This window comes from Paraburkholderia strydomiana (assembly GCF_046030495.1).
Lineage (GTDB): Bacteria > Pseudomonadota > Gammaproteobacteria > Burkholderiales > Burkholderiaceae > Paraburkholderia > Paraburkholderia strydomiana_A.
Genome location: NZ_JAQQCJ010000005.1, coordinates 22,007 through 39,497 on the forward strand (window position 1 = coordinate 22,007; position 17,491 = coordinate 39,497).

Here is a 17,491-nt window from a genome sequence, read left to right on the forward strand (position 1 = left end):
CGGACCACAGTGTCCAATTGAAAACCGGCGGCGGTTGGCCGCCGTCCTCCGCCCACTTGACACCGGTCCCGCTAATCGGCCGGTGAATGGGAGCGGCAGCAAGCGAGACCACGTTATTGTGGCGAGCTGTTGCCGACCTTATTTGAAAGCGTCGCGGTTCCTCTCGACGAATTCCGCTACGGACTCCGGCCTGTGGGCCGTGAGCTTCTCCATCGTGTCCCATTGATGCCGGCCATGTGGCCTGCCGCATGCGCCTGGACAATGCCATGGAGGTGCTGCGCGCCGAACGGAAACTCACTACCGAATACGGTCTGCACCCACTCTTCGGGCGTGATCTGCCTGTAGCGGACTTTCTTGCCGAGCGTTTGACTGACGATTGCCGCGATTTGCGGCGGCGCTGCCGGTCGAGCCGGTGGCGCCCGAGACGAGGGCGGTGGGTTTCACGGTAATTCCTTCGGTATGCTTATCTTTGAATCGGACCACCTGCGGCGTCAGAAGCACGACCATTTCCCAATCCAGCGCGCATCAATCATGCTGAAGGCCCAATAGCTATGCACGAATAAGGTGCCAGTTCAGCACGCCAACGTGCACGCCGTCACCCAGGCGGGGCAGGCACCCGCAGCGCCGTGCAGAAAACGCACCTGTTCCTATTTGGCACACTTCTCGCTTAACAGAAAGGGCAAGGAGCCGGCGCATCATCCGGTTCAAAACACAATCTGGAAATGGATGGCTAGGGTTCCGGCCTGCTTCACGCAGGCGCTGGTCCGAGAGCTGTCGACCTCAGGCGAGGTTACACGGCGGGACAAAAGCCCGGGAGAGAACGCGATGTTTGCGCTGCTCCCTGCCGTCGCTAACTGTCCCTTCCGAGGTCAACCTCATGCGCAAGCTCGTTCGCTTTCTCGGCATCGCCGCCGTTTCCCTCGCCACGTTCGCCTCCACCTCCGCGTTTGCCGCGGGCCGTACCGACTTCAAGGTTTGCTGGACCATCTACGCGGGCTGGATGCCGTGGGGGCAGGCCAAAACCCAGGGCATCGTCTCGAAGTGGGCGAAGAAATACGGCATCAACGTCGATGTCGTGCAACTGAACGACTACGTCGAATCCATCAACCAGTACACCGCCGGCAAGTTCGATGGCTGCGCGATGACCAATATGGATGCGTTGACCATCCCCGCCTCGGGCGGCGTGGATTCGACGGCGCTGATCGTCAGCGACTATTCGAACGGCAACGACGGCGTGCTCATCAAGGGCAAGGGCAAGCAGCTCGCCGACCTGAAGGGCCAGCAGATCAATCTGGTTCAGTTCTCCGTTTCGCACTATCTGCTGGCGCGCGCGCTCGAAAGCGCCCATATGAGCGAGCGCGACCTCAAAGTGGTGAACACGTCCGATGCCGACATCGCCGGCGCGTTCGCGACGCCCGCGGTCCACAACGCGGTGACGTGGAACCCGATGCTTGCCGACCTGAAGGCACAGCCGAACGTCACCGAAGTCTTCGATTCGAGCAAGATCCCCGGCGAGATCATGGACATGATGGTGGTCAACACCAAGACCCTGCACGACAACCCCGCACTCGGCAAAGCGCTGACGGGCGCATGGTTCGAAATGGTCGCATTGATGCACGCCAATAACGCCGACAGCACCACCGCGCTCACTGCGATGGCCAAGGCATCGGGCACCGATCTCGCGGGCTTCAAGGGCCAACTGTCGACCACCGCGCTTTTCTACACGCCGCAAGCCGCACTCGATTTCGTCACCAGCCCCGACATGCCGAAGATCATGACGCGCGTCGCGAAATTCTCGTTCGATCACGGTCTGCTCGGACAGGATGCCAAAAGCGCGGACGTGGTCGGCATGGCGTTCGACAAGGGCGTCGTGATCGGCAACAAGAGCAACGTCAAGCTGCGTTTCGATCCGACCTACGTCGAGATGGCGGCGGCGGGCAAGCTCTGACGCACACACCCACGCATTTCACAAGGCGGGCAGCCATGCGACTCATCAATCGATATCCCAGCCGAAGCGGCGGCTTGATGCTGCTGTTGCTGCCGTTCATCGTGCTGATAGCGATTTATTTCACCGGGTCGTCGATGCGGCTTCAGCTCAACCCCGACGACAAGCTGCTGCCGGGCGCGACGCAAATGAGCGACGCCATCAAGCAGGTCGCCTTTACCGAGGACAAGCGCACGGGCGAGTATCTGCTGTGGGCCGATACGGTATCGAGCTTGCGGCGGCTCGGCATCGGCCTCGTCGTGAGTGCGGTGATTGCTCTCGTGGCGGCTATCGCGACCGGCTCGTTTCCGCTGGTGAGCGCAACGTTTTCACCGTTCATCACGGTGATCTCGATGATCCCGCCGCTCGCGGTGCTGCCGATTCTGTTCATCGTGTTCGGGCTCGACGAATTGTCGAAGGTGGTGCTGATCGTGGTCGGCATTACGCCGATGATCATCCGCGATCTGCATTCGCGGGCCCGTGAAATCCCCACCGAGTTATGGGTCAAGGCGCAGACGCTCGGTGCGACCAGTTGGACGTTGATTCTGCGTCTCGTGCTGCCGCAATTGCTGCCGCGTCTATTGGTGGCGATGCGTCTGTCGCTCGGCGCGGCGTGGCTCTTTCTGATCGCGGCGGAGGCGATTGCTTCGACGGACGGCCTCGGCTACCGCATCTTTCTGGTGCGCCGCTACCTCGCAATGGATGTGATCCTGCCGTACGTGGCGTGGATCACGCTGCTTGCGTGGCTTACCGACGAACTGCTGCGCCGCCTCACGCAATGGTCGTTTCCCTGGTATGGCGGAGGCGCACGATGATCGAAGTTCGCAACGTCTGGAAGGAATACGGCGATCAGGTCGTGCTCGAACGATTGAACCTGCGCATCGAAGAAGGCGAGTTCTGTTCGATGGTCGGCGCATCGGGCTGCGGCAAGTCCACGTTCCTGCGGCTGCTGCTCGGCCAGGAGCGCGCGACGCGCGGCGAGATTCTGCTGGACGGCGAACCGTTGCCCGGCGAACCCGATGAGCATCGCGGCGTGGTGTTTCAGCGCTATTCGGTGTTCGACCATCTCACGGTGATTCGCAACGTGATGCTGGGACTCGAATTGCCGCGCGCGAAATTCACGGGCCGTCTGTTCGGTGCGCGACGCCGTGCGGCGCGCGACGAGGCCGCCGCGATGCTGGAGCGCGTGGGGCTCGGCGCGGCCTTGGACAAATATCCGCAGCAACTCTCGGGCGGCATGCAACAGCGCCTCGCGATTGCTCAGGCGCTGATGATGAAGCCGCGCGTCCTGTTGCTCGATGAGCCATTCGGCGCGCTCGATCCCGGTATCCGCAAGGACATGCACGAATTGCTGCTGAGCCTGTGGCGCGAATCGAAGCTGACGATCTTCATGGTCACACACGACCTGAAGGAAGGCTTCACGCTGGGCAGCCGCGTGCTGGTGTTCGACAAGGTCCGTGTCGATCCGCAAGCACCCGGCGCCTACGGCGCGCGCATCACCTACAACATTCCGCTCGACCATAGCCGCGGTTCCGCGTCGTCCCTTCACATGGCCCAGGCCGTGGTGGAAGGCGCGTCCCGTGTCGAAGCGGTCTCAGCCTGACAGGAGTCTTAACCTCATGGATCTGCTACTCGAAGAAACCGTCCCCGGCGGCGGCCATGCCTCACTGATCGTCAAGCGCGGCCAGTCGCTGCGCATTACCGACCTGCGCGGCGGCGCGAACCTCAGCGTGATGCTGATCAACGCAAACGAGAAGAGCGAACGGCTCAACCTGCCCGACACGCTGAAGTGCCAGCACACGGCGAAACTCACGGCCGGTCATTGCCTGTACTCCGATATGGGCCGTGTGCTGGCCGCGATCGTGGCGGACACCTGCGGCTGGCACGACAGCATCGGCGGCGTATCGAACGCGGAAGAAGTGCACGAACGCTACGGAGCGGGCCGCTATCAGGAACTGCGCAACGCGTTCTATCGCAACGGCACCGACAATCTGCTCGTCGAGATGGGCAAGTGGGGGCTCGGCATCTCGGACCTGCTGATGACGCTCAACCTCTTCAGCCGTGTCGACGTCACGGACGCAGGCGCGCTGAATTTCGTGCCCGGCAATTCGAAGGCCGGCGACTACGTCGACCTGTATGCGCCGATGAACACGCTCGTCGTGCTCACCGCGATCCAGCATCCGCTCGATCCGAATCCTGAATATGCGCCCAAGCCGGTCAAGCTTGCTTTGAGCCACGCGGAGCGCGACGTCGCCGAACTGTGCCGAACCGCATGTGAGGAAAACGTGCGCGGTTTCATCAACACCGATCGCTTCTTTCTTTGAGCGGAGCCCGACATCATGACAACGACGCTGACAGCTAGCGACAAACGCGCCGAACACGCGGTCTTTCGCGAGACACTCGCGGCCGGTGAACCGTGGCTGCACGAACTGAAGGCCGGCCAGACGCTGCGCATTCTCGATCTGGAAGGCAATCAGGCCGTCGACACGCTGTTCTTCAGCCTCGCCGATCCGCGTGAGCGTTTCGACCCGCAACGCACGCTGCGCCGGCAGAAAAGCCTGTACCTGACGACGGGCACCGTGCTCTATTCGAACCTCGGCAAGCCGATGCTGACGATCGTCGCCGACACCTGCGGGCGTCACGACACGCTCGGCGGCGCGTGCGCGCAGGAGAGCAACACCGTGCGCTACGCGCTGGAAAAGCGCTACATGCATAGCTGCCGCGATAACTACCTGCGCGCCTGTGCACACGACGGACGTTTGTCGAAGCAGGACATCGGCGCGAACATCAACTTCTTCATGAACGTGCCGGTGACGTCCGAAGGGGGCCTGACTTTCGAAGACGGCATTTCGGCACCGGGCAAGTACGTCGAATTGCGCGCGGAAATGGACGTGATCGTGCTGATCTCCAACTGCCCGCAGCTGAACAATCCGTGCAATGCCTACAACCCGACGCCCGCGGAGTTGCTGATATGGAACTGAAGCGTATCCGCAACTGGTTTTACTTCGTTATGCTGGTTCGCTCGGGACGCTGCTGCACCTGCACGCGCGAACAACTGACTCACGCAGATCGCTGACACGGACCTCTGCCGCGGACGACCGCGGCATGCATTCCCACGTGGCGGGACGGCCCGCCCATGAATCAAGATCCCTTTCATGTTCGAGAAAATCCTGATCGCCAATCGCGGCGCGATTGCGTGCCGCATCCTTAGAACGCTGCGCGAACTCGACGTTACCGGTGTGGCTGTTTACGCGGAAGCGGATCGCGCGAGCCTTCATGTGAGCGAGGCGCCCATCGCGCACGGTCTCGGCGATGGCGCCGCGTCGGCCACCTACCTCGATACGGAAAAGATTCTGGCGATCGCCCGCCGCGAGAACGTGCAGGCGATCCATCCGGGTTACGGGTTTTTGTCGGAGAACGCCAGTTTCGGCGAAGCGTGCGAAGCGGCGGGCATTGCGTTCATCGGACCGACGCCGGCGCAATTGCGCGCCTTCGGTCTGAAGCACACGGCGCGTGCCATCGCGGCGCAAGAGGGCGTGCCGATGCTCGAAGGCACCGGCTTGCTCGATGACCTCGCCGCCGCGCTCGATGCGGCAGCCGCGATCGGCTATCCGGTGATGCTGAAAAGCACGGCGGGCGGCGGCGGCATTGGCATGCGGGTGTGCTGGAGCGTCGAGGAACTGGGCGCGCATTTCGACGTGGTCAAGCGTCTGGGCCAGAACAACTTCAGCGACGCCGGCGTGTTCCTCGAAAAGTACATCGAGCGGGCACGGCATCTGGAAGTGCAAGTTTTCGGCGACGGCCAGGGCGATGCGATTGCGCTCGGCGTGCGCGATTGCTCGGTGCAGCGGCGCAACCAGAAGGTGCTCGAAGAAACCCCGGCGCCCTGTTTGCCCGACGGTATGTCGGCCGCCCTGTGCGCCGCCGCCGTGAAACTCGCGAAGGCGGTGAATTACCGCTCGGCCGGCACCGTCGAATTCGTCTACGACAGCGCCGCGCAGCAGTTCTATTTCCTCGAGGTGAATACGCGCCTGCAGGTCGAGCATGGCGTGACCGAGCAGGTCTGGGGCGTCGATCTCGTGCGTTGGATGATCGAACTGGCGGCGGGCTCGCTCGCGCCGTTGCAGGAACTCGCCGCGGGTTTGCAGCCGCGGGGACACGCGATTCAGGCACGGCTCTATGCCGAAGACCCGGGCCGCGATTTCAAGCCGTGTCCCGGCTTGCTGACCGATGTCGCGTTTGCGCACGCGGACGGCCGCGCACTGCGCATCGATACGTGGGTGGAAGCGGGCTGCGAAGTGCCGCCTTACTTCGACCCGATGCTGGCGAAGGTGATTGCATGGTCGCCGACGCGCGACGCGGCGCGCCAGGCGCTCAACGACGCGCTGCGGAACACGCGCATCTACGGCGTGGAGACGAACCGCGACTACTTGCGGCAGATTCTCGACGATCACCCGTTTGCGTCGGGCGAACCGTGGACGCGCTGTCTCGAAGGGCTCAAGTATCGCGCGAGCACGATCGAAGTGGTCAGCGGCGGCACGCAGACGACCGTGCAGGATCATCCGGGCCGTCTCGGCTACTGGGCGGTCGGCATTCCGCCTTCCGGTCCGATGGATGACCGCGCGTTGCGGCTCGGCAACCGGCTGCTCGGCAATGCCGCAGACGCCGCCGCGCTCGAAATCACCATGAGCGGGCCGACCTTGCGCTTCAACACGGATGCGGTCGTCACGGTGACGGGCGCGCGTCTGCCGGTGCTGCTCGACGATATCGAACAGCCGTTGGACACGACGCTCTTTGTCGCCGCCGGTTCGACGCTCGCGCTCGGCACGATTCGCGGCGCGGGTGCGCGTGCCTATCTGTGCGTGCGCGGCGGCTTCGATGTCGCCGTGTATCTTGGCAGCCGTAGCACCTTCACGCTCGGCCAGTTCGGCGGACATGGCGGGCGGGCGCTGCGCGCGGGCGATGTCCTGCATCTTCACCCGCTGCAGGACGAGGAAGCGGGCGCGGCGCTCGCCAACGTGCCCGAGCTGGAAACGGTGCGGACGCTGCGCGTGATTTATGGTCCGCACGGCTCGCCGGAGTACTTCAGCCCGCGTTATATCGAGCAGTTTTTCGACACCGAATGGGAGATCCATTTCAACTCCAGCCGCACCGGGGTGCGTCTGATCGGACCGAAGCCGGAATGGGCGCGCGAGGACGGCGGCGAGGCGGGGCTGCATCCGTCGAACATTCACGATAACCCGTATGCGGTCGGCGCCGTCGATTTCACCGGCGACATGCCCGTGATTCTCGGACCCGATGGCCCGAGCCTGGGTGGCTTCGTTTGTCCGGTGACGATCATCGAGGCGGATCTGTGGCAGATCGGCCAGTTAAAAGCGGGCGACAAGGTGCGCTTCGTGCCGGTGCACATCGATGCGGCGCGTGAGGCGGCGCGTCAACGTCTGCGTGAATTGCAGACGCTCGAATTCGACGCAACGCCGCAATTCACCGAGCCCGCCGCGCTTGTCTCGCCGATTGTTCTCGATACCGGTGCGGATCGCGAACGGCTCGTCGCGCGTGTTTCCGGTGACACGCATCTATTGCTCGAAATCGGCCCGGCGGAACTCGATCTCGTGCTGCGCTTTCGCGGCCATGCGCTCATGCAGTCGCTCGAATCGATGGCGCTGCCTGGCGTAATCGATCTGACGCCCGGCATCCGCTCGCTGCAGATTCACTATCAGCCGGAGACGCTACCGCTGTCGCAGTTGCTTGCAATCGTCGAGCGCGCGTGGCAGCACGTCCTGTTGGAGAAGGACTTGCGCGCGCCGTCGCGGATCGTGCATTTGCCGCTGTCGTGGGACGATCCCGCGTGCCGGCTGGCGATCGACAAATACATGACCACGGTGCGCAAGGATGCGCCGTGGTGCCCGAGCAATCTCGAGTTCATCCGCCGCATCAACGATCTCGACTCGATCGATGCCGTCAAACAGATCGTGTTCGATGCCAGCTATCTCGTGATGGGGCTCGGCGACGTGTATCTCGGTGCGCCCGTCGCGACGCCGCTCGACCCGCGCCATCGGCTCGTGACGACCAAATACAACCCGGCGCGCACGTGGACGGCGGAAAACTCGGTCGGCATCGGCGGCGCGTATCTGTGCGTGTATGGGATGGAGGGGCCAGGCGGTTATCAGTTCGTCGGCCGCACGTTGCAGATGTGGAACCGCTATCGCGAAGTCGCGGATTTCGCGGGACGGCCCTACCTGTTGCGCTTCTTCGATCAGATTCGCTTCTATGAAGTCCCTGCCGACGAGTTGCTGCGGATTCGCGCGGACTTTCCGCTGGGGCGCTATCCGTTGAAGATCGAGGAAACCGAGTTGTCGCTGGCCGACTATCAAACGTTCCTCACGCGCGAATCGGCGGGCATCGAGCAATTCCGCGCGCGTCAGCAGGCCGCGTTTCAGGCCGAACGTGAGCGCTGGCGCGCAGCGGGCACGGTGGAAGAGAGCTTTGATGCGCCGGTTGCCGAGGACGCGGAACTGGCGCCGCTGAAAGATGGCGAAATAGCGGTAGACAGCGAGATTGCCGGCAGCCTTTGGCAAGTGCGCGTGAACTCTGGCGACACGGTCGAGGCAGGCGACGTGCTGCTTGTCATCGAGTCGATGAAGATGGAAATCTCCGTGTGCGCGCCGTGTGCGGGAACCGTCGGCGAAATCCACGTGGCGCCTGGCTCCGCGGTACGCGCGGGGCAGCGCGTTGCCGTCATCGAACGTCTTTGATTTTCCGGGGAAAACATCCATGTCTTCATTCGATCTGCGTTTGTCTACGCTACGCGCCGCTTACCGTGCCGGGACGCTCACGCCGCGCCAGTTGGTTGGCGAGCTGCGGGAAAAAGCCGCTGCACTGAATCCCGAGTTTCATCTGTTCATCCACCTTCTGGGCGAAGCGGAAGTCGCGCCGTATCTGGACTGGCTGGAAACACAGGATATCGAAGCATTGCCGCTGTATGGCATACCGTTCGCGATCAAGGACAACATCGACCTGGCCGGGATTCCGACCACCGCCGCCTGTCCCGCGTTCGCCTATACGCCAGGCGAGTCGGCGACGCTCGTCGCGCGGCTGATCGCGCTGGGCGCCGTGCCGCTCGGCAAGACCAATCTCGACCAGTTCGCCACCGGCCTGAACGGCACGCGTTCACCGTACGGCAAGTGCCGCAACAGCGTGCATCCCGACTATCCGTCGGGCGGATCGAGTGCCGGGTCGTCTCTGGCCGTCGCGCTGGGCGTCGCGAGCTTTGCGCTCGGCACCGACACGGCGGGCTCCGGCCGCGTGCCGGCAGGGCTCAATAACCTCGTAGGACTCAAGGCGACCAAAGGTGTGCTGTCCACCGGCGGCGTCGTGCCGGCCTGCCGCACGCTCGATTGCGTGACCTACTTCACGGCGACCGCGCGCGAAGCGAGCGACCTGCTCGCACTCACAGCGCAAGCCGATCCCCGCGATGCATACAGCCGCGAGAACCCGCAATGGAACGACGCGCGTGCATTCGGCAAGCTCGCGGCTTTCCGCTTCGGCGTGCCGTCGCAACTCGAATTCGCGGGCTGTGCCGAAAGTCCGGCGTTGTTTGCGAAGGCCCGTGCGCTGCTCCAAGCGGCGGGCGGCGAGGCGGTCGAGATCGACTTCGCGCCGTTCGTCGAAGCGGCGAACCTGCTTTATCAAGGCCCATGGGTCGCGGAGCGCTACAGCGTGGCGGGCGAGTTGATGGAAGCGAACAAGGAGGCCGTGTTGCCGGTCATCCGCGACGTGCTGGCGAAGGCGCCGGGCGCCACGGCAGTCGAACTGTTTCGCGCGCAATACCGGCTGCAAGCGCTGAAGGCCGTCTGCGACGCCGCGCTCGAATCACTGGACTTCGTTCTCACGCCGACTTATCCGCGTCCCGTCACGCTGGCAGAGTTGGAGCGCGACCCCATCGGGCCGAACTCGTTGCTTGGCTACTACACCAACTTCGTGAATCTGCTCGACTACGCGGCCGTCGCGACACCGACCGCGTTCATGACGAATGGCCTGCCATGGGGCGTAACCGTGTTCGGCCGCGCGTTCACGGATCAGTATCTGTTGAGTGTGGCCGATCTGCTGCAGCGAGCAAGCGGTGTCGAATGTGTCGGGGGCGGCAAACCCGAGGCGAGCGAGCGACCGACGACGGCGGCCAACGATCGGGTACGTGTCGCGGTGTGCGGCGCCCACATGCAGGGTTTGCCGCTCAATCGCGATCTGGTCTGCCGCGGCGCACACCTCGTAGAGGCGACGCAAACCGCGCCGCGCTATCGCTTGTCCGCGCTGGCGGCCACGCCGGATGGCACGAGGCGGCCCGGCATGCGGCGCGTGCCGGACGGCGGCGCGGCGATCGCGATCGAAGTCTGGGAGATGCCCAGTCTGGAATTGGGCTCGTTCCTCACGACGATTCCCTCTCCGCTTGCGCTAGGGAAGGTCGAACTGGCGAATGGTACGTGGGTGACCGGCTTTGTGTGCGAAGGTTATGGCCTGGAAGTCGGGACCGACATTACGGAGTTCGGCGGCTGGCGAGCATGGCTCGCTAGCGGGCGCAAATAGCGCGTGTGGTGGGCGGATGCGTCCTTGAGCGGTAGCCATGCCTGGTTACCGCTCATTTTATTTGCATGGGAGCTGGTACGGCGCCATCGACCCTTGAGGGCAATACAAGATTTGGCCCTTTTCTTTCGCGCGGATGACCGCTACATTGATCCCTGCGCGAGCAGGGCGGAACGCACCATGTGTAATGAACTGATCGCCACGAAGCACGCCCTGAGTCCGGCAACAAACTGCCCGTGCTTGCGGGCCCGTGACACAGGGTCCTCAGGTATTGTGTGATCGCCGAGCGGGCAACATTGATCAGCCGTCACAGGTTCAGGACCCTGTTTTTCGGTCCGGTGCGGATACCTCATGATTAGCAACTTGCGAGGTGCCACGGGTTCAATGTCGTGCATCCGCCGTTTCGCGTCGTGGCTGCCACGTGGCCAGCGTGTGCCTTCATAGGGAGCGATACATGCATCAAGTCATCAGGCATCCCCTTGTCCTGCTGGTCGTTTCGTTCGTGATCATGTCGCTGGCGGCCTGGTTCGGGCACTCGGTTCTGCGAAAACGTATGGCGCTCGATGAAGACACGCGCGACGACTTCAAAACCGTTCAGGGAGCCACGTTGACGCTGCTCGCGCTGGTCATCGGTTTCAGCTTGTCGATGGCGGTAGGTCGTTACGATCAGCGAAAGAACTACGAAGAGGAAGAAGCCAACGCGATCGGCACAGAGTTCATTCGCGCGGATCTCTTGCCGGAAGCGGCGGCCGCCGCGATCCGCTCGGACCTCGCCAGGTATGTCGAATTGCGCATCGAGTACTACCAGACTCGCGACACGCAACGCGTCGAGAAGATCAATGCCGCCACCTCTGAACTGCAAGACAAGTTGTGGTCCGCAGCGAGGAGTGGCGCCGTCGCCCAGCCGAACCCCGTCGTCGCGCTCGCCGTTGCGGGCATGAACGACGTGATCAACACCCAGGGCTATACCCAGGCGGCATGGTCGAATCGCATCCCCGTGGCGGCCTGGATAATGATGATGCTGATCGGCGTGTTCGCCAACGTACTGGTGGGCTATGGGGCGAAAAACCGGAGCGGCAAAGCTCGCTTCCTGATGATCATGCCGTTGACCGTGTCTATCTCGTTCATGTTGATTGCGGACATCGATACTCCGCGCAACGGCATCATCCGTGTCGTGCCGCAAAATCTCATTAGCACGGCGCAATCTCTGCACAGACCGTAAGGCCGCTCGACACGCTCACCGGCCGCACACAAGATAACCGCCCTCAACCCGCCCCAGCCCTCGCATAACGCGCCAGAAACATATCCGCCGCCGACTCCGCCACCTGCTTCTGTTCGTCCTGACTGAGAGAAGGCTGCCCCATCGTCACCTGCGGCCAGAACGCGAACGCCTTCACGAGACCTTGCAACTGATGTGCGGCGAACACCGGGTCCGATGTGCTGAGACGTCCGTCGGCGGCGGCCGCGCGCACCCATACGGTCAGGTCTTCCTCGCGTTCGCCCAGGCGCGTCACCATGTCCCGCGCACGCTCCGGCGAATGAATGCCCGCCGCGATGGCCACGCGTGCGAGCGACAGGAATGCTTCGTCGTTCATCAGCGTCAGCTTGCGCGACAGCAGTTCGAGCAACTGCGCGCGCAACGGCTGGTCGGCGCGATAAGCCGGCGCGGGTCCCATATGACTGGCGTCCCACAACTGCCGCAGGATCTCCGCGAACAGCGCTTCCTTGCTGGGGAAATGGTTGTAGACCGTGCGCTTGGAAACGCCTGCGCGAGCGGCAATGCGGTCCATGCTGGTCGCATCGAAACCGGCTGCGAGAAATTCTTCGATGGCCGCGCTGATGACGGCGAGGCGCTTGCGATCGGTGAGGCGTTGGGGCGTGACATTCGGGTCCATCGCAGAATTTTACACCGGGTAGTTTACTTTTCAGGATAATAAACTACACTATCCAGTCTACTTTCTGTATCCAGGCATTTCCTATGACATCGTTCATCGGTTCCATCAGCCGTGCTTTGGGTCTCACCGCGGCGAAACGCGGGCGCGAGTTGTCCGGTTCGTCGGCGCAGCATGACGGCGAGCGCTTTCGCAACGTCAAGCCGCGTCCCGCGGAAGGGTTCGGCAAGACCCTGCGCATTGCGTGGAACGTCTTGCTCAACAAGCCTTCGGGCACGGTGCCGTCCGGCGCGCTGCCCGTCGATGCGCTGACCCGCGAACAGCTCGACGCCGCGCCCGATCGCAGTCTGTATCGGCTCGGGCATTCGACGATGCTGCTCAAGCTGCGCGGCCAGTTCTGGCTGACCGATCCGGTGTTCGCCGAACGCGCCTCGCCGTTCCGGAATTTCGGCCCCAAGCGATTTCATGCGCCGCCCATCGCGCTCGCCGATTTGCCGCCGCTGCGCGGCGTGATTCTCTCGCACGACCATTACGACCACCTCGATCGCGACACCGTGCTCGCGCTTGCCGCGAGCACGGCCGTGTTTCTCACGCCGCTCGGTGTGGGTGACCGGTTGATCGAATGGGGTATCGACGCGCGCAAGGTGCGCCAGTTCGATTGGTGGCAGGGCGTGCAGATCGACGGACTGGAATTCACGGCGACCCCCGGCCAGCATTTCTCCGGACGCAGCCTGTTCGACGGCAACAGTACGTTGTGGGCATCGTGGGTCGTCGTCGATGACGATCTGCGCGTGTTTTTCAGCGGCGATACGGGCTACTTCGATGGTTTCAAGGCAATCGGCGAGCGGCTCGGTCCGTTCGACGTGACGCTCATCGAAACGGGCGCTTACGACGCGCAATGGCCGTACGTGCACATGCAGCCCGAAGACACCGTGCAGGCGCATGTCGATTTACGCGGTGACTGGCTCATACCGATTCACAACGGCACCTTCGATCTGGCGATGCACCGTTGGCACGAGCCGTTCGAACGCGTGATCGGCTTGGCCGCCGCGCGCGGCATCACCCTGTCGACGCCGCGCATGGGCGAGCGGTTGGACCTCGGCGCGCCGCATCGAGGCGAGCGCTGGTGGCGCAAGGTCGTCGAGACCGTCGATGCGCCGAAGACGTCGCGGCGCTGGTTTGCCTGTCGCAACGCCGGGCAGGCCAATTCGTGAAACGCACCGGTCGTTGACGACGTCCAGCCGTTCGGCGTCGTCATGAGGGCAAGCTCAGAGACCGGCCGGTTCAGGCAAGACAAGCGATATACGAGCCGGTCGCATCAGGGCGCGCCGTCATCGGCGGCCGCCGCCTGCGCGGGATGAACCGCCAGCATGTGGCTCGAAAACCCCTTGTCCTGTTCGAGCCGCCACGTCGCCCATAGACGCCTGGCCGGCTCGTCGAGTTCGATGGCGAGCCAGTTACGGCGTGGCGCGAGGCGCATGCCCGCACCGGGCAGTTCCATCATTTGCAGCCGATGCTCGGTGTCGATCGTTTCGCCGGCTTTTGCGTTCTGCTCCATGTAAAACAGAAAGAAGAAATCCGCCACGCCTGACGGCGCCGGATGGACGACAGCCGAACTCGTCAGCTGATTGAGTCTGCGGGCGTTATTCCCGGCGGCGCCGTTCGCTTCGATGATGCCCCACGCGGCCACGTGCACGTCGCCGGACACCATGGTTACGCGGCGCTTGCGCGGGCCGTCCGCGAAAGCGACGAGGTTGCGAACGAGGCGTTTGCGCTGGCCTTCGTGATCGTCGTTGGACCAGTGATCGTGGATGTCGTCGGACAGGCTTTTGGTGACGTGCTCGCGCAGCAGGCCAAAACTATAGACCGCCTCGGCGATGCGGATTTTCGGATGCGCAACCGGCACGCTGCTGATGAACAGCAGATGTTCGACGGTGTCGGGCAGCGTCGTGAGCCATTGCGTCATCGCGTCCCATGTTGCTTCGCCGATCACCTGCAATTGCGAGCGCTCGCTGCGCAAGTCCGGTATGAGAATGGCGAGCGACCCGAACACGCCCGCATGCGAAAACCCGGGCTGGTGGGGCAGGAACGCTGGCGCAAGCGGGTCTTGCTTCACCAGCGCATCCCAGTCGATCGGATCGAAACGCGGCAGACGGGTCGGCTGATCGGGCAGCGTTTGCGGCGGCAGCAGTTCCTCGGGCATCTGCAACTGATACACCCAGAAGTTGCGGCGCGCCGCGGCAAACAGTGCGCGAAATACGGGACTCGCCTGCAATTCGGGGCTATAGGAGCCCCAGCCGTCGAAGATATCGTGGTCGTCCCACATGATCAGCGAGGGGATCGTCGCGAACGCGCAGGCGTCGTCGAGTGTGCCGTCGTACGCGTTCGCGGGCCACGGTGCTTTGCCGCGCGCATAGCGCCAGCGGTCGATGTATAGCCCGAAGTAGTAGCGCTCGATCTCGTCGGCGAGTGTCGCGCTGACGGCGACGCCCGGCTGGTCCGCCACCGGCAGATTGCTCCAGGTCTTGAGCGCTTCCATGTCTTCCCAGATCGAATCCATGTAGATCTGGTCGCCGCCCATCAGCATCGCGTGAAATCGCAGCGGGGCGCCCTTCTGAAAGAGCGTGGAATCGACCCACGCCTGATGCTCGTCCCAGTCGGATTCATGGGCTTTAAGCAGGGCGCCGTCGTGATTCGTGATCAGATCGGACCAGACATTGCTCGCGTCGTGCTGAAGATCCTTGATGACCTTCACCGACGAAAACCCATTGCACGACACATACGTGAAGCGCGGCGTCTGACCGGCGGCAGGCACGATAAAGTGCCACTGCGCGTTGTCGCCGAACGAATACGTGATGACCTGTTCTTCCGCCGATTGCTTGACCGGCATCGCGTAGCGCAACACTTGCGCGTCGTTCGTCTTGCGCAGCACGCGTGGTGCGGCCGAGTCGGCCTTGCCGTCGACTGTGAGCGTGGGCTGCGCGGCGTCCGCGCGAATGACGATCAGCACGGTGATGCGCCACAGAGTGGGCGCATCAGCGGTGGCGGGCCGCAAGCCGAGCACCGGGCCCATCAGCAGATCGTTCCGTGAGGATGCCTTCTTCCTGGTGGTAGCCATGCTTCACCTCGCCGTGTTGACGCACGCGAGTTTGCGTGCGTCATTCGAGCAGCCGGATGGTGGGGCGATGCGCGTCGAGTTTGCGCGGCCGGCCGGTGAAGATTAGTTCAGCGTGCCACCGAACATGCATCGGGACGAACCCTGGCGCATGTTTTCAATGCGCCAAGATCACGCTTGTGGCTCGAACCCGCAGCGCGCACGGGGACGCCGCGACGCGCCCGCTGTACGGCACGCGGGGTTCAGGCGTTCCGCAAAGCGTCGATTTCCGTGCGAAGCGCGGCTGCGACGCCGGTCCAATCGCCTCGTGTGGTTTGTCGGAAGAGCCGCGCCTGTGCGTACCATGGACTATCGTTTCGTTCGAGTTGCCATCGCCAATCCGGCATGAACGGCAGAGCAACCCATACGGGTTTCCCGAGCGCGCCCGCCAGATGCGCGACAGCCGTGTCGACGCTGATGACGAGATCGAGGCGCGCGATCAGCGCAGCGGTCTGCGCGAACGTGGTGAGCCGCGCGGAAACATCGTGCAACCGCCCGCGCTGTTCCAGTTGTGCGAAGCAAGCACGGTCACTTTCCCGCACTTCCTGTTGCAGCGCGAAGAATCTGGCGTCGGCATCCAGCAGCGGCTTCAATTGTTCGAGTGGTATGGAGCGGTTGCGATCATTCAGATGCGTCGTACTGCCCGACCACACGATTCCAATCTTGAGTTGGCGATCGGAGTCGTCAAAAAGATTGTCCCACTCACGGGTAAGCGCGTCGTCCGCATGCACATACGGTGCGAGCACAGCGAGATCGGTCGCGCGAAGCTTGAGCGCGAACGGCAGGCTCATGATCGGAATGTGATAGTCGAAATGCGGTACCGGCGCTGCTTCACCGATGACTTCGGCTGCGCCGCGATAATGTTGCAGCAGCGGCAGCAAAGCATCCTGAACACGCAACACGACGTGAGCACCGGTTGCGCCGAGTCGATCCACGAAGCGCACGAATTGCAGCGTGTCGCCGAAGCCCTGCTCGTGATGAACGAACACGGTCTTGCCGGCTATCGGTTGGGCGCCGGTCCACAGCGTGTTCTGCGGGAAACCATGGCTGCCGGTGCCATCGCGCCAGCGCCATTCGTACTCGCGCCACCCGTGTTCGAATTCGCCGAGCAGCAGGTTGGTCTGAGCGCGATTGGTGCGCGCGCCGGCATCGTTCGGATCGAGCGAAAGCGCCTTCTTGAACTGCAGCAAGGCCTCATCGAAACGCGACAGGTCTCGCAACGCCACGCCGAGATTGACGTAGGCGCGCACGAAACGCGGCTTGAGCGCGATCGCCTGCCGGTAGGCAGCGAGTTCGTCGTCATAGCGCTCCATCGTGCCGAGCAGTGCGCCCCGGTTGTAATGCGCTTCGGCGGACAGCGGCTGGATTTTGCACAGATGGTCGAGCATCGCAAGTGCCCGCCGCAATTCGCCACGCTGGATCAACGACATGGCGGCGCCATACAACGAAGCGGCATGGTTCGGAAATTGAGCGAGGCAGCGTTCGAACAGCGCTATCGCATCATCGTGACGTTGCGCCGACTGGCACACTTGCGCGGCGAAATTCAGTTGATCCACGGACATGGATGTGGTCGCCGATGGTTGCGTCAGATACTCCGCTGCGCGTATATGATCGCCCTGTCTCGCGGCGATGGCGCCGAGACCTGCCAGCGCTTCGCCGTGATCGGGAACGCTCGCCAGAATGCTGTGCAGCAGACTGGCGGCCTCGTCGAATTGACCGGCGTTAAAGCTCTTTTGCGCGGCGGCGAGCGTGAGTTCAATGGCGTGATTCATGGCGAGGAATGCGGCGCGGAATGCGATCTGTCGACGAATGAGAAACGGTTCATTGTACGGGATCGCATCGAACCGGACCGGCACTCGACGCACGGCGGTAAGGGCGGGT

General features: G+C 63.2%; 12 protein-coding genes and 1 riboswitch. Of the genes, 9 read left to right on the forward strand and 3 right to left on the reverse strand.

Features of this window, described 5'->3' with window-relative positions:
• The first annotated feature begins 719 nt into the window (after positions 1-719).
• Positions 720-819: riboswitch (guanidine-I (ykkC/yxkD leader) on the forward strand.
• A 58-nt stretch (positions 820-877) separates the two neighbouring features.
• The 8 genes from PQQ53_RS08615 to PQQ53_RS08650 all read left to right on the forward strand — a co-directional run bounded on the left by PQQ53_RS08615 (position 878) and on the right by PQQ53_RS08650 (position 11,786).
• Entirely contained in the window at positions 878-1,948 is a 1,071-nt protein-coding gene (locus tag PQQ53_RS08615; RefSeq protein ID WP_408139506.1) for a putative urea ABC transporter substrate-binding protein, read from the forward strand.
• Between the two features lie 35 nt (positions 1,949-1,983).
• Positions 1,984-2,799, forward strand: coding sequence for an ABC transporter permease (locus tag PQQ53_RS08620; RefSeq protein WP_408139504.1), 816 nt, complete (start codon positions 1,984-1,986; stop codon positions 2,797-2,799).
• Complete coding sequence (locus PQQ53_RS08625; protein WP_408139502.1) at positions 2,796-3,587, forward strand: ABC transporter ATP-binding protein; 792 nt, start codon at positions 2,796-2,798, stop codon at positions 3,585-3,587. The genes PQQ53_RS08620 and PQQ53_RS08625 overlap by 4 nt, the downstream gene beginning before the upstream one ends.
• 16 nt (positions 3,588-3,603) lie before the next feature.
• Positions 3,604-4,308, forward strand: a complete 705-nt coding sequence (locus PQQ53_RS08630; protein ID WP_408323677.1) for an urea amidolyase associated protein UAAP1 — start codon at positions 3,604-3,606, stop codon at positions 4,306-4,308.
• A gap of 15 nt (positions 4,309-4,323) precedes the next feature.
• Positions 4,324-4,965 carry an urea amidolyase associated protein UAAP2 gene (locus tag PQQ53_RS08635; protein WP_121323585.1) on the forward strand — a complete coding sequence of 214 codons (642 nt, stop codon included), beginning with the start codon at positions 4,324-4,326 and terminating at the stop codon, positions 4,963-4,965.
• 174 nt (positions 4,966-5,139) lie between these two features.
• Positions 5,140-8,739, forward strand: coding sequence for an urea carboxylase (gene uca, locus PQQ53_RS08640; RefSeq protein ID WP_408323679.1), 3,600 nt, complete (start codon positions 5,140-5,142; stop codon positions 8,737-8,739).
• Between the two features lie 19 nt (positions 8,740-8,758).
• Positions 8,759-10,567: an allophanate hydrolase gene (gene atzF / locus PQQ53_RS08645; protein WP_408323681.1), complete on the forward strand. Its 1,809-nt coding sequence runs from the start codon at positions 8,759-8,761 to the stop codon at positions 10,565-10,567.
• A gap of 451 nt (positions 10,568-11,018) precedes the next feature.
• A complete protein-coding gene (locus PQQ53_RS08650; protein WP_408139495.1) occupies positions 11,019-11,786 on the forward strand; it encodes a bestrophin-like domain in 768 nt (255 codons plus the stop codon).
• Between the two features lie 43 nt (positions 11,787-11,829).
• On the opposite strand, the gene PQQ53_RS08655 is transcribed toward PQQ53_RS08650, so the two are convergent.
• Complete coding sequence (locus PQQ53_RS08655; protein WP_408139493.1) at positions 11,830-12,459, reverse strand: TetR/AcrR family transcriptional regulator; 630 nt, start codon at positions 12,457-12,459, stop codon at positions 11,830-11,832.
• An 83-nt stretch (positions 12,460-12,542) separates the two neighbouring features.
• Here PQQ53_RS08655 and PQQ53_RS08660 point away from each other — a divergent pair, with 83 nt between their 5' ends.
• Positions 12,543-13,670: an MBL fold metallo-hydrolase gene (locus PQQ53_RS08660; protein ID WP_408323683.1), complete on the forward strand. Its 1,128-nt coding sequence runs from the start codon at positions 12,543-12,545 to the stop codon at positions 13,668-13,670.
• 104 nt (positions 13,671-13,774) lie between these two features.
• Here the strand turns inward: PQQ53_RS08660 and PQQ53_RS08665 are convergent, their stop codons facing one another.
• Together PQQ53_RS08665 and PQQ53_RS08670 are read right to left on the reverse strand one after the other, a co-directional pair.
• Positions 13,775-15,574, reverse strand: coding sequence for an alkaline phosphatase D family protein (locus tag PQQ53_RS08665; protein WP_408323685.1), 1,800 nt, complete (start codon positions 15,572-15,574; stop codon positions 13,775-13,777).
• A gap of 239 nt (positions 15,575-15,813) precedes the next feature.
• On the reverse strand, positions 15,814-17,382 hold the full coding sequence (locus tag PQQ53_RS08670) for a tetratricopeptide repeat protein (RefSeq protein ID WP_408323687.1): 1,569 nt from the start codon (positions 17,380-17,382) through the stop codon (positions 15,814-15,816).
• Between the last annotated feature and the right edge of the window lie 109 nt (positions 17,383-17,491).